This window comes from Streptomyces sp. NPDC048057, assembly GCF_040653095.1.
Lineage (GTDB): Bacteria > Actinomycetota > Actinomycetes > Streptomycetales > Streptomycetaceae > Streptomyces.
Genome location: NZ_JBEZNF010000001.1, coordinates 37,562 through 59,446 on the forward strand (window position 1 = coordinate 37,562; position 21,885 = coordinate 59,446).

Here is a 21,885-nt window from a genome sequence, read left to right on the forward strand (position 1 = left end):
GCGGGGGCTTCCGCGAAGGAAAGGGGTCTCCTCATGCCCGTACTCGCTCGCCTGCGCAAGGTCGGACTCGCCGCCGGGATGGTCGCCGTGTTGGTCACCGGACTGTCCGGCAGCGCTGAGGCCGCCACCGGGGCGATTCGGTACTTCAACATCGACGGTGACGAGTTCCGGATCGACAACCCACCCGACAACGTCTGCCTCACCCTCCAGATCCGGGCCAGCCTGGTGTCCAACGAGACGAACAAGACGGTACGCGTCTATCTCGGTACGAACTGCAACACCAGGGTGACGGACCTGGCTCCGGGCCGTGCGTTGGCCTACGGCGGAGGGCCGCAGTCGGTGCGGGTCCTTCCCTGAGGTGAGGGCGGAGCCGCCCGGCCGACGGGCGGGCGGCTCCGAAAACGCGTTGCCCTGATCGCGGCGGGCGGGGGAGGGTCGCCGGATGGACGAGACACCACGACGACGCGACGTGCAGGACCTCTTCTCCCAGGGGCGGCTGGTCACCATGCCGCGGAAGGCGGCGCGGCGGGAGCAGTTGCTGACGCACCTCGCGGAGACGCTGTTCGAGGCGGACGCCGAGTACGGGGAGGCGGAGGTCAACGAGCGGCTGTCGGCCGTGTACGACGACTACGCGCTGTTGCGGCGGGACCTGGTGGAGGCCGGGAAGCTGCGGCGGCATCGGGACGGGTGCACGTACTGGCGGGCGGCCTGAAGCACGCCGGCTACAGCGCGCGGCCCGCGGCCAGCGCCCCGGGGTTCAGGCCCAGGGCGACCGCCGCCGTTGCGCCCACGTCCGCCAACGACGGTGCGTCCGAAAGGAGTTCGACGTCTCGGGACTCCGGGGCGTGGACGAGGACGGGGACGTACTCGCGCGTGTGGTACGCGTGGCCGATCGTCGGGTCGTTGCCGTGGTCGCCGGTGACGATCAGCCGGTCCCCGGGGGCCAGCGCCGGGATCAGTTCGGCCAGGCCCGCGTCGACTTGTTCCAGCAGTCGGGCGTAGCGGGCGGTGTCCTGCTGGTGGCCGGCGAGGTCGGTCTCCTGGACGTTCGCGACGACAAGGCCGCCTTCCCGGGCGGCCTTCGCCGTGTGGTCGAGGACGTCGGCGGTCGCCACCGCGGGGCGCCGTACCGCCGCGTCGCAGGCCAGGATGTCCGCGGCCTTGCCGACCAGGGTGACGGGGACGCCGGCGCGGGCGGCGACGTCGGGGAGTTGGCGGGTGTGGTCCAGCGGGGCGCCCAGGTGGCGCACGGCGAGGTCGCCGCCGCGGTAGAAGCCGGACGCGGGCGTGTCCAGGCCGACGGTGCCGCCGTCGCCGTCCCGTACGTACGCCGTCAGCGGCTCAGGGGAGTGGCCGGCGACGGCGATGACCCGGGCGACCGGGGCGATCGAGCGCACGGTGCGGGCCACCGACAGCACGCCGTCGAAGGAGACGTCCGCGAGCCGGCCGGACGCGTTCCAGTTCACGCCCGGATCCGCTTCCAGGTTGTCGTGGACGAGGACGCGGCCGTCGACGAGGAGCACCCCGGGGCGGGGCTCGGCGACCCGGTGGCCGGCGGCCGTCAGCGCCGCGGTGACCTGCGGTACGTGGTCCGCGAGCCGGGCGAGCGCGACGCGGCCGAAGTCCGCGCCCATCATGGTCTGGTGACCGGCGTACGTGTCGGCGCCGGCGTAGCCGAGGGCGGCGCGGCCGACGCGGACGCCGAGCGGGGTGGCCGACGCCAGCGAGGCGTGCGGGCGGACCAGGCCGAGGCCGAGGGCGCCGAACGCCGGCAGCCGCAACGGGCGGGAGTCCAGGACGTGGCCGCAGGTGTCGGCGCGGACGTCGCCGGGGCGCAGGGCGCCGGCGTCCGGCATCGCGCCGATGCCGAAACCGTCGATGACCAGCACGATGACCGTCACGGGGTCTCCAGGGCGCGGCCCTGCGCGTCGTACAGGCCGGTCAGGCGCGGTGCGCCGGACGACAGTCCGGCGACGACGGCGACCGTCGAGCGGGTGACGAAGATCTGGGTGCGGAAGGAGAGCACCGCGGTGTCGCCGATCCGCGGCGCGGGCGCCTGCGGCGGCGGGGCGTCGAGCAGCCGGTAGTAGTCGATGTTCTCGGCGGGCGCGTCGGCGACGTGCAGCCGCTGGCCGGTGCGCGGCAGCAGCGCGCTGTCGATGCGGGCCCGTGGGTAGAAGCCGCCGCCGAAGAGGGCGGGGCGGCCGTCGGCGAGGGTGTGGGCAACCTCGGTGACGTACACGTACGCCGGCTTCTCCGGCTGGTGCGGATCGACGGCGTGCAGCGGGGTCGTGCCGGTCAGCGCGTGGCCCGGTTCGGCGTGGGTGACGCCGTGTTCGGCGAGCAGCGGCAGGGCGGCGACGGAGGTGGCGCTGGGGGCGCTGAGCTTCAGCCCGTGGTGGCCGCGGGCGGCCAGTGCCTGCCGGGCCCGGATCGCCAGGGTCAGATTGGGGGTGGGGTGCGGGGCGCCGGTCGTCGGGTCGCACAGCAGGCAGGGGAAGGCGGTGACGCCCGCGATGCGGATGCCGGGCAGCGCTTCGGCTTCGGCGGCGAAGGCGTCCAGTGCGGGAAGCGGTACGCCGCCCTCCTGCCCGGGGTAGCCGGCGCCGGGTGCGCTCTCGATGCGGACGAGGACGTCCTGGACGAGCCCGAGGTCCACGGCGGCGTCCGACACGGCGCGCGCGTTGGCCGCGTCGTACACGGTGACCGTCTCCGGGCGCCAGGCCAGCAGTTCGGGCAGGGCGCGGTGCGGGATCTGCACCAGGTGGCCGAGGTTGCCGGGGCGGGCGGCGCCGGTGGCGTGCAGGGTGCGGGCCTCGCCGGCGTCGATGGCGGCGTACGCGGGGATGTGGCGGGCGATCGCCCGGATCAGCTCCGGGTTGCGGCCGAGCTGTTTGACGACGAACCACAGGGTCAGGCCGAGCCGGTCCGCCTCGGCGGCGAGCAGGGCGGCGTTCGCGGCGACGGCGTCGCGGTCGACGACGTACGTGTCGGGCGGGATCGCGCCCCGTTCATGGAGGGTGGCCGCGACGTCGACCAGCTCGGGGTTGCGGGCGATGACGGTGTCGAGGAACACGGGTCAGTCCTTGGGGTGCGGGGGGTCGTTCAGCAGGCCGACGGAGCGTCGCAGCAGGTCGATCACCTGGTCCGCGCCCGCGCGCATGGGGTTCACGCGCACGGTCCAGTCGGCGAGTTCGGGCGCGTCGTCCAGGGCGGAGCTGGACATCCGGTACACCAGCGGCGCGATCTCGTACCGGGAGTTCGAACCGACGGGATACGGCGCCGCACCCAACGTGGCGGCGACCGCCGGCAGTTCGCGCGCCCCGGGCCGGTCCAGGCGCACCAGCAGACAGCGGTCCTGCGCGTTCGCGATCCGCACCTCGGCGACGCCGGGGACCTCGCCGGCCGTGAGGCGCTCCGCGACCTCGGCGCCGACCTGCGACTGGATCGCCCACATGACGGGCACGTGGGTCAGGGCGCGCAGGGCGTCCAGCGCCTGGTGGCCCTGGACCTGGCCGCCGCCGGAGTAGTTGTCGCCGCGGATGCGCTCCACCAGGTCGCGGGCGCCGACGACGACCCCGACGCCTTCCGGGCCGTGCAGCTTGAAGAGGGAGAACGCCGAGGCGTCGGCGCCGAGTTCGACGCCGCAGGCCGGGACGCGCAGCACGGCGTAGTTGTCGTCCACGACCGTGCGGACCCCGGCGGCGACGCAGGCGGCGATCACGTCGGCCGGGTCGTACGAGTCCGCCAGCCGCTGACGGGTGTGCTGGACGTACGCCCAGCGGAACCGGCCGGTGGCGAGCGCGGCGCGCAGCGCGGCCGGGTCGTTGAAGTCGACCTCGACGACGTCGGTGCGCAGGGCGCGCAGGGTGGCGGCGGTGGTGCGGTACACGGGCGCGCGGTGGATCAACAGCGGGCCGGCGCCCAGGTCGGTCGCCTGGAGCGCGCCGCGGATGGCGCCGGTGCCGGCGCCCTGCACCAGGGCGGCGTCCTCGCCGCCGAAGAAGTCCGCGAGGACGGCCTCCACGCGGGCGGTGGTGTGCGGTCGGCCGAGCCCGGGCACGACGCCTGCGTCCGCGCGGAACAACTGTGGCCCCTCGAAGTGGGCGGCGGTGCACTCCAGCAGCCGGAACTGGCGGGCGACGGCGTCGGGCAGCGCGACCGTCGACAGCGGGTGGGTACGGGGGAGGGCGGGGGCGGTGGTCATGGGGTGGTCTCCGCGGGGAGTGGGGCGTGCGGTCCCGGTGGGGGTTCGGCGCCGCCCGTGAGGAAGCGCAGGGGATTGCGGCGCAGCAGCAGGTCCAGCAGGTCGTCGTCGGCACCGGCGGACCGCAGCGCGGGCAGGAAGCCGGTGAAGAGGTGGCCGTACCCCTGGCCGCCCTCGGTGCGCAGATAGCCGTGGCGCGAGACGTCGCAGCTCAGCAGCGCCCGGTCGGCGTGGCCGGCCTCCAACAGGGCGAGCAGCAGGCGCAGTCGGGTCGCGTCCGACTGGTAGCCCTCCTTGCCGACGGTGTCGAAGGCGACGTACGCGCCGCTGGCCGCCAACTCGCGGTGGACGCGCGGGTCGTCCAGCAGGTCCTGGTGGCCGATGCTGATCCGCTCCGGCGGCAGGCCCTCGCGGGTGAGGACGTCGAGCTGCGCCGCCCCGCCGCGCCCGAGGTGGGCGTGGGTGGCCACCGACAGGCCGGTGGTGACGGCGGCGCGGGCCGCCGCGCGCAGCACCCGGACCTCCGGCTCGCTGGGCTGCTCGCCGTGGCTGCCGACCTCGCCGATGACGCCGGGGCGCACGTCCGTGCCGGCGATCCCGTCGGTGACCTCCCGGACGAGGACGCCGGTGAGGTGCTCCACGCTGCTGCCGACGACGTCGGGGGTGTGGAAGGGCTCGTAGTACCAGCCGGTGGCCGCGACGACGGGCACGCCGGCGGCGCGCGAGACGCGGGCCAGGGCGGGGGCGTCCCGACCCATGCCGCGGCAGGTCAGCTCGACGACCAGGCCGAGGCCGTACTCCTCCCGCAGCTGGGTGAGTTCGGTGACGACGGCCGGGCCGTGGCGCTCGGCGTCGAGGACGGCGGCGCGGTCGCCGGCCCGGTCGAGGTCGAGGACGAGGTGTTCGTGGGCGAGGACGGGGCCCGTCACCGCGTGGTGGGGGAGCGGGCCGGTGACCGTCTGGAGGTGGGGGAGGAGCGCGGACTGCTCGGTCCGATGGGGCCGCATGGGCGGGGGTCCTTCCTGTTCCGCTTCCGCTGGTACGGGGGCGGGCACGGCGCGCGCGGGTGGGCGCGCGCCGGGCCCGCCGGCCGTCAGCTCTTGATCGGGGTGAACAGGTCCAGCCAGTACAGGACGTTCAGCACGACGCCGCCGACGAGCACCGCGGCCGGCGCCGCGGCCATCCGGACCACCGGCCGCCCCATCGCCTCGTTCAGCAGGTACAGCCCGCCGACGACGAGGATCCCGAGGCCGCCGCCCATGGCGTTCGCGGCCATCAACGAGCCGAAGAGGATGGCGAGCTGGAGCGTGTCGGTGATCGCGCTCCGCAGGTGCTCCGAGGAGTCCCGCACCGTCGGCAGCTTGCCGAGGAACCGGCCGATGTACGACAGCGCCAGCACCTCGATCGCGAAGACCGCGGCACCGGCGAGCGCCGCGACGTACGGGTTCGGCATCAGATAGCCGATGGGGTACACGAAGGTGAAGCCGGCGATGCCGTACGCCCCCGACGCCAGCGCCGTCGTCGCGATCAGCGGGATGAAGCCGAAGACCCGGTAGAAGTCGACCTGCGCCGCCTCCGCGTAGTCGCCCTTGGCGATCAGGAAGCTGGTGGCCTCGCCGCCGCCGAGTATGTGGCTCTGCGCGAGGACGGCGACGCCCGCGCCCAGCAGCATGAACAGCGGCAGATGGCGGCGGAGCCGGGCCGCGCTGGCGCTGAAGAGGGACGCCATCGGGTCGTCGGCGGCCTCCGCGGGGTCGACGGGCGGGGTGTGCCCCGCCGCTTCCGCGTCGAGCTTGCGCTGCTTGAGGTCCTTGGAGACGGCGAGCGCGATCAGCATCAGCACGCCGACCGCCATCGCCAGCGCCCCGGCGAACATGTTCGGCCAGACCTTCATCGTCGTCACGACGAGGGCGAGTTCCAGGACGCCGGCGACCGCGCCCCAACCCCGCCCGAACTGCTTGGTGATCGCCAGCACCGGGAAGAGGGTGAAGAGGAACAGGATCGGCGTCGACATCTGCTGCATCGCCGTGAGGAAGTCCACCGGCAGGTCGCCAGCGATGTCGTTCGCGCCGTTCAGTCCGAAGACGACGACCGCGCCCCACGCGCCGCCCAGGATCGGCGCGAGCCACTTCTTCGGCGACAGCAGGCCGAGGATGTCGGTGGGCAGGAAGAGCAGCCAGGGGTTGAGGACCCCGGTGGACAGCGCCATCGGGGCGCCCAGGCCGAAGATGAAGCCGGCGGAGAGCCCGAAGGAGACGGCGGTGGTGGCGCTGCGGGTGGTGCGCCCCTGGATGAAGTCGAGGAGGAAGGGGCGCACGCCGTCGTTGAAGACGGCGAGGGCCAGATGCGAGATGAAGGCGGTCAGCGCACACAGCGCGATGACGGTCAGCTGCTGCGCCAGCGAGAAGTCCAGGCTGCCGGCGTTCGCCGGGGCGGCGGCGAGGATGGTGCTCACGGGGTCACTCCTTCGTGCCCGGGGGGAGAGTTCGGCCCGGCCCGTACGGCGGCGGGAGCGGCTCGCAGGGGGGTGCGTACGGCGCGGGCGGGCGCGCTAAAGAGCCTGTCCAGGGCCTGTTGAGGGCCTTGTCCTACGGGCCTCAGGCCGCGCGGGCGGCGATCGCGCGGGCGAGCACGGGGGTGACGGCGTCGATCTGGTCGAGCGCGAAGCCGAAGACCTTCTTGCCCTCGTCGAGCAGCGCGACCACCTGGTCGGCCGTCGGGACGGAGCGGCCGAAGGTGTGACAGGCGTCCCTGCCCAGCAGGCCGACGAGGACGCCGAGGGAGGCGCCGGCGCCGGTGTGGCAGGTGCCGAGGTAGTAGTCGGCCTGGCCGGCGCGGAGCTTCATCGCCGCGTCCATGTCGCTGGAGACGGTGACCTCGACGCCGTCGAGCGCGAGCTGCTTGACCGTGTCGGCGACCTCGACCTTGCCGACGCCACCGGTGAGGATCCTGCTCATGACTGCTGCTCCTTGTCGTGTGCTGCTGCGTTGTGTGCTGCTGCGGGCCGTCCGGCGAGGACGGCCAGGTGCATGCCGAGGAAGTTCACCTCGGAGTCGGGGAGGGCGGCGCCCAGTTCGCGGTGGGCGCGGGCGGCGACGGCGCGGGCGCGGCCCACGGCCTCGGGGTGGTCGGCGAGTTCGGCGGCGACCGCCGCGTCCGTCGGGGACGCGGCGATGGCCTCGCCGTCGAGGAGCCGGGTGAGCGCCATGACTAGATGGCTGGTCAGCATGCCGGCGGTGGCCTCGGTGACGGTCCGGCCCTCGGCGGCGAGCGCGTCCAGCTCGACGGCGACGAAGTCGGTGACCTCGGGCCGTACGGAACCGCCCTCCCGGAAGAGGGCGAGGCGCCGGGCGAGTTGGTCGTCCATGCGGTCCTCTCATTCAACAGTAAACAGGATTCTGTATTTTCAGACCGTCAGTTGGTGTGTTCCGCAAGGCTGCTGACGGTGCGTCCGAAGGAGGGCGGGGGTCGGGGTCAGTAGGAGGGCAGGCGTTCGCCCCGTACCACCTCGGCTTGTCGGGAGGTCACCAGCGACAGGTCCAGCCGGTCGCGCACCGCGTCCAGCGCCGTCGCGCCGCCGGCGCGGCCGATGAGCGCGGCGCTGGAGTTGCGCAGGGCCAGGTCGCGGGTGACCTCGTCACCCAGCGGCAGCACCTCGACGCCCGGCCCGATCAGGCCCTCCACCTCGTCGAGGTTCCACACGGTCGCGTCCGCCTGGTCCTGGGCGAGCAGGTCGCGCAGCTGCATGTACGAGGACTCCACCCACCGGACGTCGTCCCGCCCGGCGAACGCCCGCTCGGTGAGAATCCGCTGGTCGTCCGATGAGGGGTCGACCGCCACCCGCAGCCCGGGCGCCGTCAGCGACGCGCCCTCGCGCAGCAGGACGCCGTGGGCGCCGACGTACGTCGCGGGGCCGAAGTCGGCCACCAGCTCGACGGAGCCGGCGGGGTGGTCCTCCAGCAGTCGGTCGGCGGCGAACCGCGACAGCACCACCAGGTCCACCTTGCCTTCGAGCAGCGCCGCGGTCCGGGCGCCCGCGCCCCGCATGAAGGTGATCGCGAAGGGCGCTCCGGCCGCCTCGAAGGCCCCGCGCAACCCGGTGGCCAGGCCCTCGTACCGCCGTGAGTACGGCAGCGGCATCGCGGCCAGCAGGGTGCCGAGGCCGGACAGGCTCCAGAGCGCGGCGCGGTCCGAGCGCACCAGGAAGGTGCCGAGGTGGCCGCGGGCGGTCGTCTCGATCGCACCGGCCTCCTCCAGGAGCTGGAGGGCCGCCTGTACGGTGCCGTTCCCGCACCCCAGCTTCTCGGCGAAGTCGCGCACGCGCGGCAGTCGGGTGTCCGCCTCCTGGTGGAGCAGCAGGACGGCGAGCTGTCGGGCGGCGAGGCCGTTCCGGGTGAGGAAGCGCTCGTCAAAACGGTTCACGCCTGGACAGTAACCAGGATTCTGGATACTGACAAGAGGTCGGCAGCTCGGAGCGGGACTGCATCTTTCGACGTACCCGCCGTTCCGTCGTGAGCACGACGCATTCGCCGGGCGGGCACGGGACCGTGGAGGCATGAAGAACGAGGTGCTGTCGGTCGTCGGATGGGTCACCGCCGTGCAGGGCGCCCTGGGGGCGGGCGGCCAGATCTGGGGCGAGGGCCCCTGGGGGCTGCTCCACAAGCTGTGGGACCTGTCGGTGCCCGCGTATGTCGTGATCATGGTCGTCGGCCTGGCGATCGCGCTCCCCACCGAGGTCGTGCGCAAGCGCGGCAAGCTCTGAACGACCCGACTTGGTCGCTGTCCTCGTCAGTCCAGGTCGGACAGGTCGAGCACGAAGCGGTAGCGGACGTCGTTGCGCGCGAGGCGGTCGAGCGCCGTGGCCACCTGTGCCGAGGGCAGCACTTCGACGTCGGCGGCGATGCCGTGGTCGGAGCAGAACCGGAGCATCGCGGCCGTCGCGGGGCGCCCGCCGCTCCCCGCGGAGCTGAGCTTCTTGCGCCCCACGAGCAGGTCCATGACCTCGACGGTGAGCGGGCCCAGGTGGCCGAGGAGGCTGAGCGTGCCGTCCATCGCCACCAGCTTCAGGTGGGGGGCGAGGTCGTGGGGCGCGGGGACGGTGTCGATGAGCAGGTCGAAGCTGTCGCGCGCCGCGGCCGTGTCCCGGGGGTCCGTGGCGTCGAGGAAGTCGTGGGCGCCGAGCCTGTGGGCGTCCTCGCGCTTGTCCCGCGTACGGCTGACGACGGTCGCGGTGGCGCCGAGCGCCACGGCCAGCTTGACCGCGAGGTGCCCCAGACCGCCCAGCCCCGCCACGGCGACGCGGCTGCCCGGACCCACCCCGTGGGCGCGCAGGGGTTCCCAGACGGTGACGCCGGCGCACAGCAGCGGGGCGGCCTCGGCGGGATCCAGGCCGGAGGGCAGCGGGTGGGCGAACGCCGCGCGCACGACGTACTCGCGGGAGTAGGCGCCCAGAGTGGTCGAGCCGTCCTGTCGGTCGGTGCCGCCGTAGGTCAGGGTCGGGAAGGAGCGGCAGAAGTTCTCCTGTCCCGCCGTGCACATGGCGCACGAGCCGCAGGAGTCGACGATGTTCCCCACGGCGACGCGGTCGCCGACCGAGAAGGCGGTCACCTCGGGGCCGGTCTCGGTCACCACGCCGGTGAATTCGTGGCCGGGCACCAGGGGGGCGTTCGCCTGCTGGTCGTAGCCGTTCAGGGCGTGCAGATCGGTGGAGCAGACGCCGCAGTGGTCGACGCGCACCGCGACGTCGTCCGGGCGCAAATCGCGGCGCTCCAACGAAGTGCGCCGGAGCGTGCCCGGGCCGTCCGCCTGCCATCCCGTGGTCGTTCGCACAGCCGACTCCCTAAACAGACTGTTCGGTCTATTGGAGGGTAGGGGCATCGGCGCGACAAGTAAACCAACTGTTCTGTTTGGTAGCCTGCCGGCATGCCGGAACAACCCCAGACCTCGCGCGGCGCCGCGACGTACCAGCGCATCCTGAACGCGGCCACCGAGGAATTCGCCCGGCACGGCATCGCCGGGGCGCGCATCGAACGGATCGTGACGGCGGCCCGCACCAACAAGGCGCAGCTCTACGCCTACTTCGGCGACAAGGAACAGCTCTTCGACGCGATCTTCCTCAGCTCGCTGGAGCGCATCACCAACGTCGTGCCCATCGACGCCGACGACCTCTCGGACTGGGCCGTGCGCCTCTACGACGAATACCTGCGCCGCCCCGACCTCATCCGGCTCGCCACCTGGACGCGGCTGGAGCGCCGGCCCGTCGGGCACCTCGTCGAGACCCACCAGCACTACGACGACCGCAAACTCACCGCGATCGCCGAGGCGCAGGCCGCCGGGCGGGTCCGCGCGGGCGACCCGTTCGACATCATGGCCTTGGTCATCGCCATGTCCATGGCCTGGTCACCGGTCAGCAACGTCTACACGGCCAGCAGTCAGGAACCCGAAGACGTGCACGAGCGGCGCCGTGCCCTGCTGCGCGACTGCGTCCGAAGGGCCACCGCGATCGACTGAGGGGAACCGGCCCCTGACGCGCGGGTCCCGGGCCCGTACGCGTCACGCGATGTGCTCGGCTTCCAGCTCCGCCTCCATGCGCTGCCGGAAGGCCGGCATGACCTGCCGCAGCAGGGTCGCGCTGCGCGGGTGGGTGATGCCGTGGACGTCACCGAGGTGTATGTCGAGGACGTCGGCCTTCGGGTAGTTGCCGTGCTCGTGCGCGTACGCGACGTAGACGGGGTACGCCGCGTCGTAGAAGGCGTCCACGTCCGAGGACTCGCCCACCGGCTGCTCCACCAACCGCTCCACCGCGCGCGGCTCGTCCCCGCGGGGTGCGTTCCCGTGGTCCTCGCCCTCGGGCTCCTCCGGCCGCTCGTGGTCCGGGTCGCCGAGGATGCGCGTACGGCCGCCGGGGCCGGCCGGGATCCGGATCGGCTCCGCCTCGGGCTCGGCGCCCTGCGGGGGCACCTGGGCCGGCACTTGCTGCGGGGCCTGCTGGGGGATCTGCTGCGGGGCCTGCGCCTGCTGCTGCGGGTCGTACCCGCCCTCGTACGCACCGCGCTGCACGCCCTGGCGGAACCAGGGGTTGGTCTCGGGCCCCTCCTGGGCGTTGCGCTGGTACTCCAGGAAGCGCTGGTACTCCTCGTAGCGCTGCCGCTCGTCGGCCTCGTACTCCGGCTCGTACTCCGGTTCGTACGGCTGGGGGTCGGCGAACTCCGTGGACGCCACGGGCTTTTCCTGCGCCTCCGGCTCCGGCTGGGGTTGAGGCTGGGGCGCCTGTGTCAGCTGACGCTTCTCCAGCACCACCGGCACCGCCGCCGGGCCGGGCGCCTGTGCGTCGGCCTCGACCTCCACCCGCGGCGCCGGCGGCAACAGCACCGGATCCACCCCGGCCGCGGCGAGCCCCGCCGGCGCGGTCTCCGCCAGCGGTACGCCGTACTTCGCCAGCCGCAGCGGCATCAGCGACTCCACCGGCGCCTTGCGCCGCCAACTGCGCCCGTACCGGGCCTGGAGCCGCGCCTGGTAGATCAGACGCTCCTGCTCCAACTTGATGACCTGCTCGTAACTCCGCAGCTCCCACAGCTTCATCCGCCGCCACAGCTTGAACGTCGGCACCGGCGACAGCAACCACCGCGTCAGCCGCACGCCCTCCATGTGCTTGTCGGCGGTGATGTCCGCGATCCGCCCGATGGCGTGCCGCGCCGCCTCCACCGTCACCACGAACAGCACCGGGATGACCGCGTGCATCCCGACACCGAGCGGATCCGGCCAGGACGCCGCGCCGTTGAAGGCGATCGTGGCGATGGTCAGCAGCCACGCCGTCTGACGCAGCATGGGGAAGGGGATCCGCATCCACGTCAACAGCAGGTCGAGCGCCAGCAGCACACAGATGCCCGCGTCGATGCCGATCGGGAAGACCAGCGCGAAATCGCCGAAGCCCTTGCGTTCCGCCAGGTCGCGCACCGCGGCGTACGAACCGGCGAAACCGATGCCGGCGATGACCACCGCACCGGCCACGACCGTGCCGATGAGTATGCGGTGTGTCCGTGTCAGCTGCATCGCGGCCACCCGCGATCTCCTTCCCTAGTGCGCAAGGCACTGGCCTGAACACGACTACCGGTTGGGCCAGGGGCACAGCGTGGCACATGACCGCGGAGCCCGCGTCCCTCGGGGGACCACGGGCTCCGCAAGGGGAGGAACTGCGCGGCGAGCCACCCACCGGCCGGTGGAGACGAACGCTTCCGCAGGGCTACGGCGGCTCCGGCCGGAAGCGCGGCAGACGGGACTCTGCGGACCCGCCCCGGCGTCGGGCAGGTCGATCGATCAACTCGCCTTGGTGCCCGTCGACTTCGACGACGTGGACGACTTCGCCGCCTTCGTCGCGTTCGTTGAGGGGTTGGGGCTCGCACCCTTGCTCGGCGCGGTGCCCGCGTCCTTGTTGACCGCGGCCACCGACGCCACGGCGGTCTTCGCCGCTTCGACCGCGCCCTTGGTGATGTCCTCGACCGTCGGGTTCTTCGCGCCCGCGTACCCGGTGCCGTTGTACGTCAGCGTGATCACGACGTTCCCGGTGCGCGCGACGACCGTGGCGTACGAGAAGTCCGCGTCCGTCTTGCGCAGCTTGTAGACCACGGCCTGCGCCTCGTCGCCGACGCCGCTCGCCACCGAGGTCCTCAGGTCCGTGGCGCCCTTGGTCGACTGCGCCTTGGCGAGCTCCTTGCCGAGGCTCTCCTTCGCGCGCTGCTCACCGCTGAGGTTCAGCGCCTGCTCGGACTCGAACCGCAGGTAGGAGACGTCCATCCAGCGGTACTGGGAGCCCTTCACACCGTCGTCGTCCAGGCTGTTCCACGAGCAGTTGGCCCGGGCCAGCAGGTCGGAGGACTTCCCGGGGGTGCCGCCCTTCGGCTTCGCGGCGGGCAGCAGGTTCCCCACCGTCCGCTTCGAGACGGACCCGCAGGCGTCCGGCAGCTTCGCGAACCTGGCCGCCTCCACGTTCTGCGGCTGCTCCACGCCCGAGCCGGAGCCGGAGCCCGCCGAGTCGCCGCCCGGCGAGGCGGACGACGACGCGCCCTTCTCCTTGTCGTCCTTGGCCTTCTTGTCGCCGTCGCCGGAGTCCGACGAGCAGCCGGCGAGGACGAGGGCGAGCGGAAGGGCGGCGCAGGCGAGTATGCGGGTGAGTCGCGGGCTAGTTCGGTGCATGGTTCCTTCATTGGTCGGGCAACGTTCGTGTCGCACGGTCATCACGCGGCCGTACGGTCGCGCTCTGGCAACCGACCACGCCACCGTACGCGCAACGAGCGGGGCGAGGTGCCGCTCCCAGGAGGACGCAGGACCGGGGCTGCCGGTGCCGCGGCGGCCTCAGCGGCCGAACTCGTCGACCAGGCCGCGCGCCACGCTCTGGGCCTTTTCCTGCAGTTCCTTGCCGTCCGGCGGCTCCGCGGCGACGCCCGGCTGCGCCACGTAGACGACCGTGACGACGACGTTCGATGTGCGGAACACCACGCTGACGGTGCGGCGCTGGGCGTTCGAGCCGGCGCCCGCGGTGGCGACGACGTCATCGAGGAACGCGGCGTCCCCGAGGCCGTCGAGCACGCGCGGCTCCAGGTCCCCGGCGTCCGTCGAACCCGCCGCGCCCGAGGTGCCGGCCGTGCCCGTCGGGGAGCCCGACGACGTCGTGGGCGGCTTCGACGCCTGCCCGCCGGCCGCGGACTCCAGCGGCACACCGGCCGCCGTCTGCTTCTTCTCGAAGACCTGCTGCGCACGGTTGTCGTCGCTGACGGCCCGGTCGTACGAGACGACGCGCTCGAAGTCCAGGCTCAGCGAGTGCGCGGCGTCCGGCGACTTCGCCTCCCAGCTACAGCCCACCCGGCGGTCCGTGTCGTACGTGCTCACGGGCTGGCCGCGCAGCAGCTGCTTCTGCTGCTCGTCGGCCAGCTCGGTCACGCCCGGCAGCAGATCCTTCAGCGTGGAGCCCGCGACGGAGCCGCACGGCTCGGGCAGGGTGCGGTACTTACCCGGCTGGGCCGCGGCCGTCGTCCCCGCGCCCGCCTTGGTGTCCACGGCGCCGGTCGCCCCCGCGCCGTCGCTGGTGCAGCCGGCGGCGAAGAGCGCCGTCACCGCGGTGGTCGCCGCCGTGAGGCGGGCGGCGTACGTCCTGCGTCGCACGGTTCCGGGCTCCTTCCGGACGGGGTCCACGGGAAAAGCAATTGCCGCACCATGACGGCCGACGGAAACAATGTGTATCGCACGCGCAGCAGGGAACGCCGGCCCGCAGGGGCTTTCGCGGGCATTTGTTCCAGTTTTGCGCTTCACTGATCTTGAGGGCCTTTCGGGGGAATGGGGAACCATGTCGTATGTAGAGGTACCGGGTGCGAAGGTGCCCATCCGCATGTGGGCGGAGCCCGCGGGCGTCGAGGACGTCGCGATGCGCCAGCTCCAGAACGTCGCCACCCTTCCGTGGATCAAGGGACTCGCGGTGATGCCCGACGTTCATTACGGCAAGGGCGCCACGGTCGGTTCCGTGATCGCGATGAAGGACGCGGTGTGCCCGGCCGCGGTCGGTGTCGACATCGGCTGCGGGATGTCCGCGGTGCGCACCTCGCTCACCGCGAACGACCTGCCGGGCGACCTGTCCCGGCTGCGCAGCAGGATCGAGCAGGCCATCCCGGTGGGCCGCGGCATGCACGCCGAGCCCGTGGACGCCGACGGGGTGTACGGGTTCGGCGACTCCGCGTCGCCGGCGCGGCTGCGCGACTTCTGGGACCGCTTCGAGCTGGTGGCCGACGCGGTGAAGTTCCGCCGCGAGCGGGCGCTCCAGCAGATGGGCACCCTCGGCTCGGGCAACCACTTCGTCGAGGTCTGCCTCGACGACGAGGGCGCCGTCTGGCTGATGCTGCACTCCGGCTCGCGGAACATCGGCAAGGAGCTGGCCGACCACCACATCGGCGCGGCGCAGCAGCTCGCGCACAACCAGGGCCTGGTCGACCGTGACCTCGCGGTCTTCCTCGCCGGGACGCCCGAGATGGCGGCGTACCGCAACGACCTGTTCTGGGCGCAGGAGTACGCGCGCTACAACCGCGCCGTGATGATGGGGCTGCTCCAGGAAGTGCTGCGCGGGGAGTTCCGCCGCGCGACGGTCGGCTTCGACCCGGTGATCTCCTGCCACCACAACTACGTGGCGGAGGAGACGTACGACGGGGTCGAGCTGCTGGTCACCCGCAAGGGCGCGATCCGGGCCGGCGCGGGGGACCTGGGGATCATCCCGGGGTCCATGGGCACCGGCTCGTACATCGTGCGCGGTCTGGGCAACGAGAAGTCCTTCAACTCGGCGTCCCACGGCGCCGGGCGCCGGATGAGCCGGAACCAGGCGAAGAAGCGCTTCTCCGAGCGGGACCTGGCGGAGCAGACGCGGGGCGTGGAGTGCCGCAAGGACAGCGGGGTGGTGGACGAGATCCCCGCCGCGTACAAGCCGATCGAGCAGGTCATCGAGCGTCAGACGGACCTGGTGCAGGTGGTCGCCAAGCTCAAGCAGGTCGTCTGCGTGAAGGGCTGACGCGCCCTGGGGCGTGTGCCGGGGTCACCGCTCTCGGTGGACCTTGGTGTTGGACGCCTGGGCGCGGGGGCGGACGACCAGCAGGTCGATGTTGACGTGCGGCGGGCGGGTGACCGCCCAGGCGACGGTGTCGGCGACGTCGTCCGCGGTCAGCGGCGCGCCCACGCCGTCGTACACGCTCGCGGCCTTCGCCGCGTCGCCGCGGAAGCGGGTGGTGGCGAACTCGTCGGTGCGCACCATGCCGGGGGCGACCTCGATCACGCGCACGGGGGTGCCGACGATCTCCAGGCGCAGGGTCTCGGCGAGGACGTGTTCGGCGTGCTTGGCGGCGACGTAGCCGGCGCCGCCCTCGTAGGTGGCGTGGCCCGCGGTGGAGGTCAGGACGACGACGGTGCCGTTGCCGCTGGCGGTGAGGGCGGGCAGCAGGGCCTGGGTGGTGTTGAGGGTGCCGAGCACGTTCACCTCGTACATCCAGCGCCACTCGGCCGGGTCGCCGGCGGACACCGGATCCGCGCCGAGCGCGCCGCCGGCGTTGTTCACGAGGACGTCGCAGCGGTCGAGCGCGGCGGCCAGCGCGTCGACGGCGGCCCGGTCGGTGACGTCGAGGGGGCGGGCGGTGGCGCTGAGGCCCGCGGCGGTCAGCTCCGCGGCGAGGGCGTCGATCCGCTCGGTGCGGCGGGCGGCGAGCACCACGTGGTACCCCTCGGCGGCGAGCCGGCGGGCGGTGGCCGCGCCGATGCCGCTGCTGGCCCCGGTGACGACGGCGACGGGGGTGGTGCTGTCGGCGGGGGTGGGCATGCGGGGCTCTCCTCGTACGTCGGTGGGCGTCGGGTGTCGTGTGTCGGGCGCGGTCAGGATAGGCAGGCGCGTGAAGGTTTCGGCAGGTGGGTTCGGCGGGCGGGCTCGGCGGCCGGTTCCTGCCGGCGGGCTCAGCGGGCCCGGGGCGCGTACATGATCACGGCCATGCCCACCAGGCAGATCAGTGCGCCGATCACGTCCCAGCGGTCGGGGCGGTAGCCGTCCGCGACCATGCCCCAGGCGATGGAGCCGGCGACGAAGACGCCGCCGTACGCGGCGAGGATGCGGCCGAACTCCCCGTCGGGCTGGAGCGTGGCGAAGAACCCGTACGCGCCCAGGGCGATCACGCCGGCGCCGATCCAGATCCAGCCGCGGTGCTCCCGCACGCCCTGCCAGACCAGCCAGGCGCCGCCGATCTCGAAGAGCGCGGCGACGGCGAACAGGGCGACGGAACGGGCGATCAGCATGGTCACAGAGTGCCACGGGAGACGCGCCGAACTGACGGGCAATCAGCAGTAAATATGGGCAAAAGGTATGTTTATCGGCATGCATGTGATGCGCAACGCAGTGGCGGGGGCCGCGGTGGCGACGCTGATCGCGGTGGGCCCGGCCGGTGTCGTCAGCGCGGCGGACGCGCCTGGCTCGGCCGACTCCGTGAGTTCGGTGGGTTTGGTGGGTTCGGTCGGTTTGGTGGGTGCCGTGGGTTCGGTGGATTCGCCCGTGGCCGATGTGACGCACCACGGCTGGGTGACCCTCGCCGACGGGCGCCTCGCCGTCACCGTCGAGTCCCGCAGCCTCGGCCCGGCGAGCCTGCCGAACGCGACCGTACGGCTGGCCTTCTCCACCCGCTTCGCCGCGGACCAAGAACTGCCCGCCGCCTGCGTCTGGGGCTCGGACCAGGTGGTGCTGTGCGCGACCGGGCCGCTGCGGGCCGGCGCCGACGCCCACGTCACCCAGCTGGACCTGCGGACCTCCGGCGCCCCGGACGAGGTCGTCGTGACGGTCGGCACGCACTGGAACGGCGGCGCCCGGGACGGCGATCCGCGCAACAACCAGCACGAGGTGCTCGCCCCGGCGACGGGCGACCCGTACGTCTTCTGACGCCTGCCGGGCCCGCTGCGCGTTCACTGCGCGGTGGCGCTCACTGCGCCGGTGCGCCGAACTCCGCCACCGCGTCCTCCACGATCTTCACCAGCCGCGCGTGGTGCGCCCCGCGCCAGTACACCCGCTCGCACGCCGAGCACTGCGCGAACACGTCGTACGTCCGCTCGGTGCCGTGCTCCAGCCGACCGCGCACCGAGTCCTTGTCCGCGTCCCGCAGCGCCCCGTTGCACGCGGTGCAGCGGGTCCACGGCGCGAGCCGCGGGGCGAAGCGCCCGAGGACGTCGCGGAGCTGGTCGTCCGGGCGGTCGCTGTAGACGTACGCCCCCGCCCAGATCTCCCGCCGCCGCAGCAGCCCGCGGTCCCGGGAGAGCAGCACCCGCCGCTCCCGCGCGGAGAGCGCGGCCAGCGCCGGATCGCCGATGTCCTCGCTCTCGTACGCCGCGTCCACGCCGAGCAGCCGCAGCCGCCGCGCCAACGTCCCGAGGTGCACGTCGAGCAGGAACCGCAGCGGCGCCCCCGGCACGAGCTGCGGGCGCTCCACCCCGTACACCTCGACGCTCTCGCCCGCGCTCGGCACGTGCGAGACCGCGACCTGCCGCCCGTCGACCACCAGCCGCCCGGCCTCGGTGAGCGGCACGCCCAGGGACTCGATGACGTGCCCGAGCGAGGACGAGCCGTCGGTCACCAGCGCCGTACGGCCCCGGCGCCGCTCCGACGGGACGAAAAGGCGCAGCTCGGGGGCGACGCTGACGTGGATCTGCGGTCCGTTCACGCCGTCAGCATGTCACCGCCGGGGCGCGCGCGGCATCCGGATTGTCCGCCGCGGAGCCCCGGGCGACGGCCCTACTGCCGCAGGTCCAGCCGCCACTCGTTCGACGTGATCGGATGTCCCGGCGGGTACTCCATGGCGACCTGTCCGAGCAGCTCGAAGCCCGCCTTGCGACAGACGGCGTTGGACGCGGCGTTCGACAGCTTCGGGTAGGCGAAGAGGTACCGGTGCCGACCGGCGGTGCGCGCTGCCTCGGTCACCAGGGCCGTCGCCCGGGACGCCACACCGCGGCCCTGGAACTCGGCGAGGACCGCCCACCCCGTCTCGTACACCGGCAGGCCCTCGGACGTCGAGATCTGCTCCCAGAAGCCGATCGTGCCCGCGGCTTCGCCGGTGGCCGCCACCACGATCCGGTACATCTGTCCCGCGCCGGTGTCGGCCGCGCTCATCGCGACGTACCGCCGGTGTCGGTCCAGCAGCTTCTCCTCCGTCTCCGGCCCGCCCAAGTGCCCCATCATCTCGGGCGCGTTGGTCGCCCGCAGCAGACCGAGGTCCCCCTCGGACCAGGGCTCGATCAGCACCGCCGTCGCTCTGCTCTCCATACCTCCGCAGGCTACGGCCGGGGTCTGACAGCGCGTGCCCCGCCGGACGCACCGGCCGCCCGATTCGCGATCACGACCGCGGCGGGGTGACGATGGACGAGGGGCCGCATCCATCGCCGCGCGCCGCGCCCGGCGCCGCCGGACGCACGGCGCGAACGGCTCGACGAAGGTCGGGTGAGGACATGGCACCAACCACCAACCACCGCTGGTTCGACGTCTTCCAGGCAGCCGGAACGGAGCTCTGGACCTGGGGGATCGGCGAACACGAGCACTACTGGGGCTTCTCCGTCCGCCCGTTCCTGGCGAACACCACGATCGCGCAGATCGTCCAGCACAGCACGGGAATCGACGGCAACCGCGTGAGCACGGACTACTTGAACGTCGAGGTGTCAGCGAACAGCACCTTCCGTTTCAGCACGATCTGGGTGAGTGGCGCATGAAACTGACCGCACTGTACGACGCAGACGGCAAGATCCTCGCGGCCGTGGAGGCCACGGGCCGCGACGACCACCCCGTCCCCGTGGCGACGGAGGACGGCACGGAGGTGGGCACGTTCGACGTCCCCGAGGGCGTGAGCGGGTCGAGCCTGTACGACATCTGCACGACGCTCCGCGTGGACGCGGGCGCTGCGCGCCTGGTGCCGCCGCGGTAGCCCTTCCCGGCCGCGGCCCGGTTCACAGCGACGTGACGCGTCTCGCCGCGCCCTGCGGGAGCGTCCAGGCCGCGCAAGAAGCCGGTCCGGCGCACGCCGGCCGCGTCACTTCGTCCGGAGGACCTCGATCAGGCTGCCGTAGCTGTCCGCACCGTGGCCCGCCGCCGACGCGCGCTCCATCAGCGACTTCAGCAACCGCGGCAACGCGTTGTCGACGCCCCGTGCCTCCGCCGCGTGCAGCAGGTGGTCGATCACCGCGACCTGGACGTCCACGGTGGCGTCGTCGCCGGGGTAGCCGCCCCGGTCGACCTGCCCGGCGTACCGGGTGATGAAGGTGTTCACCGTGCCCAGCCACCGCGTCGCGACCGCGGTGAAGTCCGTTGCCTTCGTCCCCTCCGCCGTGACGACCGCCGTGCCGTGCAGCCAGCCCGTCATCGTCGCCCACATCAGCCCGAGCAGGGCCGTGTCGTAGAGGGAGGCGAGCCCCGGCTCGGCGCCCAGGTACCGGGGGTCGCCCAGGGCCTCCAGCGCCGACCGGTGCGCGTCGAAGACCGTGCGGTCGCCGCTGAACAGGAACATGACGTCAGGGCTGCCGACACCGGGCGGCGTCGTCATGATCGCGCCGTCCAGGTACTCCACGCCGTACCGCCGCGCCCACTCCACGGCCTCCAGCGCCTGCTCCGGCGACCCGGAGGTGAGGTTGATCAGCGACCTGCCCTTCAGCGCGTCGAGCGCGGAATCGACCACCGAGTACAGCGCCGGGTAGTCCAGCACCACGGAGATCACCAACGGGCTCGCCTCGATCGCCTCCCGTGCGCTCCCGGCGAGCACCGCGCCCCGGGCGACCAGCGGCGCGGCCTTCTCGGGGGAGCGGTTCCACACGGTGGTCGGGTGGCCCGCCGCCAGCAGCGCCGCCGCCAGCGCCGTCCCCATCGAGCCCAGGCCCAGCACGGTCACCGCCGGGCGCGCGGTCGTGTCCGCGGTCGTCGTCTCGGAACTCGTCGTCTCGGCACTCATGGCTCTGCTCCTCCATCGGGCGGCTGGTCCGGGGTGGTTCACCACCTGCGCACCAAGATCGCAGCGCGGAACGCGCGCCGACAGTGACGCCGGTGCCGCCCCTCACCAAATTCCTGCCACCCCGGCGCGGTCAGGCCATAGCCTTCGGCCATGAGCGCTGGAACGGTCGCCGTCGTCGCCACCGAGGAGATCGGACTCCCCTCCTGGGACCTGTACGAGCTGAGCATCCCCTGCACGGTCTTCGGGAAGCCCCAGCCCGACCTCGCCGACCCCTGGTACGAGATGCGGCTGTGCGGCACCCGGGACGGCGTGGGCCAACCCGACGTCGCGGACACCAGCGCCGTCAGCCTGTCCCTGCGCACCCCCTACGGACTCGACGGCCTGGAGGGCGCGGACACGGTCATCGTCCCCTCGGTGCCCGACCCCTGCGTCGAGGAGGGCCGCCCGCTGCCGCCCGAACTGATCACCGCCCTGCGCCGCGCGTACGACGCCGGCGCCCGCATGGTCTCCCTCTGCACCGGCGCCTTCGCCCTCGCCGAGGCCGGCCTGCTCGACGGCCGCCGCGCCACCGCCCACTGGATGCACACCGCCCAACTCGCCCGGCGCTACCCGAAGGTCGAGGTCGACGACTCCGTGCTGTACGTCGACGACGGCTCCGTCCTGACCAGCGCGGGCCTCACCGCCGGACTCGACCTCTGCCTCCACCTGGTCCGCCGCGACCTCGGCGCCCGCGTCGCCAACCAGCTCGCCCGCCGGATGGTCGTCCCCGCCCACCGACCGGGCGGCCAGGCGCAGTTCATCGACCTGTCCGTACCCGAGAAGGACGACGAGGGCCTCACCCCCGTCCTCGACTGGGCCCGCACCCACCTGGACCGCCCCCTGACGGTCCACGACCTGGCCCGCCGCGCCGCCATGAGCCCCCGCACCTTCTACCGCCGCCTCCAGTCCGCCACCGGCACCACGCCCCTCCAATGGCTGCTCACCCAGCGCCTGGGCCGGGCGCGGGTGCTGTTGGAGACCACGGACCTGCCGGTCGAGAAGGTCGGTGAACTCAGCGGCCTCGGCACGGCGAACAATCTGCGCCACCACTTCCTGCGCCACGTCGGCGTCACTCCGGGCGACTACCGCCGGGCCTTCCCCCGCACCTGTCCGGCCGCCCCCGCCGGACCCCGCTGACGGCCCGTGTCCGGA

At 73.0% G+C, this 21,885-nt stretch carries 26 protein-coding genes; 9 read left to right on the plus strand and 17 right to left on the minus strand.

All coding sequences use genetic code 11. The features are described 5' to 3' along the window. The first annotated feature begins 33 nt into the window (after window positions 1-33). Together AB0E05_RS00175 and AB0E05_RS00180 are read left to right on the plus strand one after the other, a co-directional pair. Window positions 34-357: a hypothetical protein gene (locus tag AB0E05_RS00175; RefSeq protein ID WP_361956203.1), complete on the plus strand. Its 324-nt coding sequence runs from the start codon at window positions 34-36 to the stop codon at window positions 355-357. 85 nt (window positions 358-442) lie between these two features. Next, window positions 443-712 (plus strand): DUF2087 domain-containing protein, encoded by a 270-nt coding sequence (locus tag AB0E05_RS00180; protein WP_361956206.1) that lies wholly within the window; start codon window positions 443-445, stop codon window positions 710-712. Window positions 713-722: 10 nt separating this feature from the next. On the opposite strand, the gene AB0E05_RS00185 is transcribed toward AB0E05_RS00180, so the two are convergent. The 8 genes from AB0E05_RS00185 to yhfZ form a co-directional block, all read right to left on the minus strand. Next, window positions 723-1,901 (minus strand): phosphopentomutase, encoded by a 1,179-nt coding sequence (locus tag AB0E05_RS00185; RefSeq protein ID WP_361956209.1) that lies wholly within the window; start codon window positions 1,899-1,901, stop codon window positions 723-725. Next, window positions 1,898-3,076 carry an alanine racemase gene (locus AB0E05_RS00190; RefSeq protein WP_361956212.1) on the minus strand — a complete coding sequence of 393 codons (1,179 nt, stop codon included), beginning with the start codon at window positions 3,074-3,076 and terminating at the stop codon, window positions 1,898-1,900. Before AB0E05_RS00190 ends, AB0E05_RS00185 begins: the two co-directional genes overlap by 4 nt. Window positions 3,077-3,079: 3 nt before the next feature. Continuing rightward, window positions 3,080-4,207: an aminotransferase class V-fold PLP-dependent enzyme gene (locus AB0E05_RS00195; protein ID WP_361956215.1), complete on the minus strand. Its 1,128-nt coding sequence runs from the start codon at window positions 4,205-4,207 to the stop codon at window positions 3,080-3,082. Continuing rightward, window positions 4,204-5,214, minus strand: coding sequence for a phosphotriesterase (locus AB0E05_RS00200; RefSeq protein WP_361956218.1), 1,011 nt, complete (start codon window positions 5,212-5,214; stop codon window positions 4,204-4,206). Before AB0E05_RS00200 ends, AB0E05_RS00195 begins: the two co-directional genes overlap by 4 nt. An 86-nt stretch (window positions 5,215-5,300) precedes the next feature. Beyond that, entirely contained in the window at window positions 5,301-6,653 is a 1,353-nt protein-coding gene (locus AB0E05_RS00205) for a YhfT family protein (RefSeq protein WP_361957218.1), read from the minus strand. Between the two features lie 151 nt (window positions 6,654-6,804). Next, window positions 6,805-7,164 (minus strand): DUF2620 domain-containing protein, encoded by a 360-nt coding sequence (locus AB0E05_RS00210; protein WP_361956221.1) that lies wholly within the window; start codon window positions 7,162-7,164, stop codon window positions 6,805-6,807. Continuing rightward, window positions 7,161-7,574: a transcriptional antiterminator gene (locus tag AB0E05_RS00215; RefSeq protein ID WP_361956224.1), complete on the minus strand. Its 414-nt coding sequence runs from the start codon at window positions 7,572-7,574 to the stop codon at window positions 7,161-7,163. The genes AB0E05_RS00210 and AB0E05_RS00215 overlap by 4 nt, the downstream gene beginning before the upstream one ends. Window positions 7,575-7,681: 107 nt before the next feature. Beyond that, entirely contained in the window at window positions 7,682-8,629 is a 948-nt protein-coding gene (yhfZ, locus tag AB0E05_RS00220; RefSeq protein ID WP_361956227.1) for a GntR family transcriptional regulator YhfZ, read from the minus strand. A gap of 133 nt (window positions 8,630-8,762) precedes the next feature. On the opposite strand from yhfZ, the gene AB0E05_RS00225 reads away from it, so the two are divergent. After that, window positions 8,763-8,969 (plus strand): hypothetical protein, encoded by a 207-nt coding sequence (locus tag AB0E05_RS00225; RefSeq protein WP_361956230.1) that lies wholly within the window; start codon window positions 8,763-8,765, stop codon window positions 8,967-8,969. Between the two features lie 26 nt (window positions 8,970-8,995). On the opposite strand, the gene AB0E05_RS00230 is transcribed toward AB0E05_RS00225, so the two are convergent. Further along, window positions 8,996-10,036, minus strand: a complete 1,041-nt coding sequence (locus tag AB0E05_RS00230) for an NAD(P)-dependent alcohol dehydrogenase (RefSeq protein WP_361956233.1) — start codon at window positions 10,034-10,036, stop codon at window positions 8,996-8,998. Window positions 10,037-10,129: 93 nt separating this feature from the next. Between AB0E05_RS00230 and AB0E05_RS00235 the strand changes: the two genes are divergently transcribed. Next, window positions 10,130-10,717 (plus strand): TetR family transcriptional regulator, encoded by a 588-nt coding sequence (locus AB0E05_RS00235; RefSeq protein ID WP_361956236.1) that lies wholly within the window; start codon window positions 10,130-10,132, stop codon window positions 10,715-10,717. A gap of 42 nt (window positions 10,718-10,759) precedes the next feature. Here AB0E05_RS00235 and AB0E05_RS00240 read toward each other — a convergent pair whose 3' ends face one another. The 3 genes from AB0E05_RS00240 to AB0E05_RS00250 all read right to left on the minus strand — a co-directional run bounded on the left by AB0E05_RS00240 (window position 10,760) and on the right by AB0E05_RS00250 (window position 14,365). Next, on the minus strand, window positions 10,760-12,268 hold the full coding sequence (locus AB0E05_RS00240; protein ID WP_361956239.1) for a DUF2637 domain-containing protein: 1,509 nt from the start codon (window positions 12,266-12,268) through the stop codon (window positions 10,760-10,762). A 255-nt stretch (window positions 12,269-12,523) separates the two neighbouring features. After that, on the minus strand, window positions 12,524-13,399 hold the full coding sequence (locus AB0E05_RS00245; protein WP_361956242.1) for a DUF3558 domain-containing protein: 876 nt from the start codon (window positions 13,397-13,399) through the stop codon (window positions 12,524-12,526). 159 nt (window positions 13,400-13,558) lie between these two features. Continuing rightward, complete coding sequence (locus AB0E05_RS00250; protein ID WP_361956244.1) at window positions 13,559-14,365, minus strand: DUF3558 domain-containing protein; 807 nt, start codon at window positions 14,363-14,365, stop codon at window positions 13,559-13,561. Between the two features lie 181 nt (window positions 14,366-14,546). Between AB0E05_RS00250 and AB0E05_RS00255 the strand changes: the two genes are divergently transcribed. Next, window positions 14,547-15,752 (plus strand): RtcB family protein, encoded by a 1,206-nt coding sequence (locus AB0E05_RS00255; RefSeq protein ID WP_361956247.1) that lies wholly within the window; start codon window positions 14,547-14,549, stop codon window positions 15,750-15,752. A gap of 24 nt (window positions 15,753-15,776) precedes the next feature. Here the strand turns inward: AB0E05_RS00255 and AB0E05_RS00260 are convergent, their stop codons facing one another. Then, on the minus strand, window positions 15,777-16,550 hold the full coding sequence (locus AB0E05_RS00260) for an SDR family oxidoreductase (RefSeq protein ID WP_361956250.1): 774 nt from the start codon (window positions 16,548-16,550) through the stop codon (window positions 15,777-15,779). 131 nt (window positions 16,551-16,681) lie between these two features. After that, window positions 16,682-17,017 (minus strand): YnfA family protein, encoded by a 336-nt coding sequence (locus AB0E05_RS00265; RefSeq protein WP_361530773.1) that lies wholly within the window; start codon window positions 17,015-17,017, stop codon window positions 16,682-16,684. A 79-nt stretch (window positions 17,018-17,096) separates the two neighbouring features. Here AB0E05_RS00265 and AB0E05_RS00270 point away from each other — a divergent pair, with 79 nt between their 5' ends. Then, complete coding sequence (locus AB0E05_RS00270; protein WP_361956256.1) at window positions 17,097-17,651, plus strand: hypothetical protein; 555 nt, start codon at window positions 17,097-17,099, stop codon at window positions 17,649-17,651. Window positions 17,652-17,691: 40 nt separating this feature from the next. Here AB0E05_RS00270 and AB0E05_RS00275 read toward each other — a convergent pair whose 3' ends face one another. After that, entirely contained in the window at window positions 17,692-18,426 is a 735-nt protein-coding gene (locus AB0E05_RS00275; RefSeq protein ID WP_361956259.1) for a Mut7-C RNAse domain-containing protein, read from the minus strand. Window positions 18,427-18,497: 71 nt separating this feature from the next. After that, window positions 18,498-19,025: a GNAT family N-acetyltransferase gene (locus AB0E05_RS00280; RefSeq protein ID WP_361956262.1), complete on the minus strand. Its 528-nt coding sequence runs from the start codon at window positions 19,023-19,025 to the stop codon at window positions 18,498-18,500. A gap of 182 nt (window positions 19,026-19,207) precedes the next feature. Here AB0E05_RS00280 and AB0E05_RS00285 point away from each other — a divergent pair, with 182 nt between their 5' ends. Next, window positions 19,208-19,465 carry a hypothetical protein gene (locus tag AB0E05_RS00285; RefSeq protein ID WP_361956265.1) on the plus strand — a complete coding sequence of 86 codons (258 nt, stop codon included), beginning with the start codon at window positions 19,208-19,210 and terminating at the stop codon, window positions 19,463-19,465. After that, on the plus strand, window positions 19,462-19,677 hold the full coding sequence (locus AB0E05_RS00290; protein WP_361956268.1) for a hypothetical protein: 216 nt from the start codon (window positions 19,462-19,464) through the stop codon (window positions 19,675-19,677). The genes AB0E05_RS00285 and AB0E05_RS00290 overlap by 4 nt, the downstream gene beginning before the upstream one ends. 105 nt (window positions 19,678-19,782) lie before the next feature. Here the strand turns inward: AB0E05_RS00290 and AB0E05_RS00295 are convergent, their stop codons facing one another. Further along, window positions 19,783-20,694, minus strand: a complete 912-nt coding sequence (locus AB0E05_RS00295) for an NAD(P)-binding domain-containing protein (protein ID WP_361956271.1) — start codon at window positions 20,692-20,694, stop codon at window positions 19,783-19,785. Window positions 20,695-20,844: 150 nt separating this feature from the next. Between AB0E05_RS00295 and AB0E05_RS00300 the strand changes: the two genes are divergently transcribed. Next, window positions 20,845-21,870 carry a helix-turn-helix domain-containing protein gene (locus AB0E05_RS00300; protein WP_361956274.1) on the plus strand — a complete coding sequence of 342 codons (1,026 nt, stop codon included), beginning with the start codon at window positions 20,845-20,847 and terminating at the stop codon, window positions 21,868-21,870. Window positions 21,871-21,885 lie beyond the last annotated feature (15 nt).

What these genes read in the sequence shown, in the direction of transcription:
- AB0E05_RS00215 (WP_361956224.1), bottom strand. Translation starts at nt 7,574, where the DNA reads ATGGACGACCAACTCGCCCGGCGCCTCGCCCTCTTCCGGGAGGGCGGT.
- AB0E05_RS00195 (WP_361956215.1), bottom strand. Translation starts at nt 4,207, where the DNA reads ATGACCACCGCCCCCGCCCTCCCCCGTACCCACCCGCTGTCGACGGTC.
- AB0E05_RS00295 (WP_361956271.1), bottom strand. Translation starts at nt 20,694, where the DNA reads ATGAGTGCCGAGACGACGAGTTCCGAGACGACGACCGCGGACACGACC.
- AB0E05_RS00245 (WP_361956242.1), bottom strand. Translation starts at nt 13,399, where the DNA reads ATGCACCGAACTAGCCCGCGACTCACCCGCATACTCGCCTGCGCCGCC.
- AB0E05_RS00300 (WP_361956274.1), top strand. Translation starts at nt 20,845, where the DNA reads ATGAGCGCTGGAACGGTCGCCGTCGTCGCCACCGAGGAGATCGGACTC.
- AB0E05_RS00180 (WP_361956206.1), top strand. Translation starts at nt 443, where the DNA reads ATGGACGAGACACCACGACGACGCGACGTGCAGGACCTCTTCTCCCAG.
- AB0E05_RS00225 (WP_361956230.1), top strand. Translation starts at nt 8,763, where the DNA reads ATGAAGAACGAGGTGCTGTCGGTCGTCGGATGGGTCACCGCCGTGCAG.
- AB0E05_RS00280 (WP_361956262.1), bottom strand. Translation starts at nt 19,025, where the DNA reads ATGGAGAGCAGAGCGACGGCGGTGCTGATCGAGCCCTGGTCCGAGGGG.
- AB0E05_RS00200 (WP_361956218.1), bottom strand. Translation starts at nt 5,214, where the DNA reads ATGCGGCCCCATCGGACCGAGCAGTCCGCGCTCCTCCCCCACCTCCAG.
- AB0E05_RS00175 (WP_361956203.1), top strand. Translation starts at nt 34, where the DNA reads ATGCCCGTACTCGCTCGCCTGCGCAAGGTCGGACTCGCCGCCGGGATG.
- AB0E05_RS00270 (WP_361956256.1), top strand. Translation starts at nt 17,097, where the DNA reads ATGCATGTGATGCGCAACGCAGTGGCGGGGGCCGCGGTGGCGACGCTG.
- AB0E05_RS00210 (WP_361956221.1), bottom strand. Translation starts at nt 7,164, where the DNA reads ATGAGCAGGATCCTCACCGGTGGCGTCGGCAAGGTCGAGGTCGCCGAC.
- AB0E05_RS00255 (WP_361956247.1), top strand. Translation starts at nt 14,547, where the DNA reads ATGTCGTATGTAGAGGTACCGGGTGCGAAGGTGCCCATCCGCATGTGG.
- AB0E05_RS00235 (WP_361956236.1), top strand. Translation starts at nt 10,130, where the DNA reads ATGCCGGAACAACCCCAGACCTCGCGCGGCGCCGCGACGTACCAGCGC.
- AB0E05_RS00290 (WP_361956268.1), top strand. Translation starts at nt 19,462, where the DNA reads ATGAAACTGACCGCACTGTACGACGCAGACGGCAAGATCCTCGCGGCC.
- AB0E05_RS00285 (WP_361956265.1), top strand. Translation starts at nt 19,208, where the DNA reads ATGGCACCAACCACCAACCACCGCTGGTTCGACGTCTTCCAGGCAGCC.
- AB0E05_RS00265 (WP_361530773.1), bottom strand. Translation starts at nt 17,017, where the DNA reads ATGCTGATCGCCCGTTCCGTCGCCCTGTTCGCCGTCGCCGCGCTCTTC.
- AB0E05_RS00260 (WP_361956250.1), bottom strand. Translation starts at nt 16,550, where the DNA reads ATGCCCACCCCCGCCGACAGCACCACCCCCGTCGCCGTCGTCACCGGG.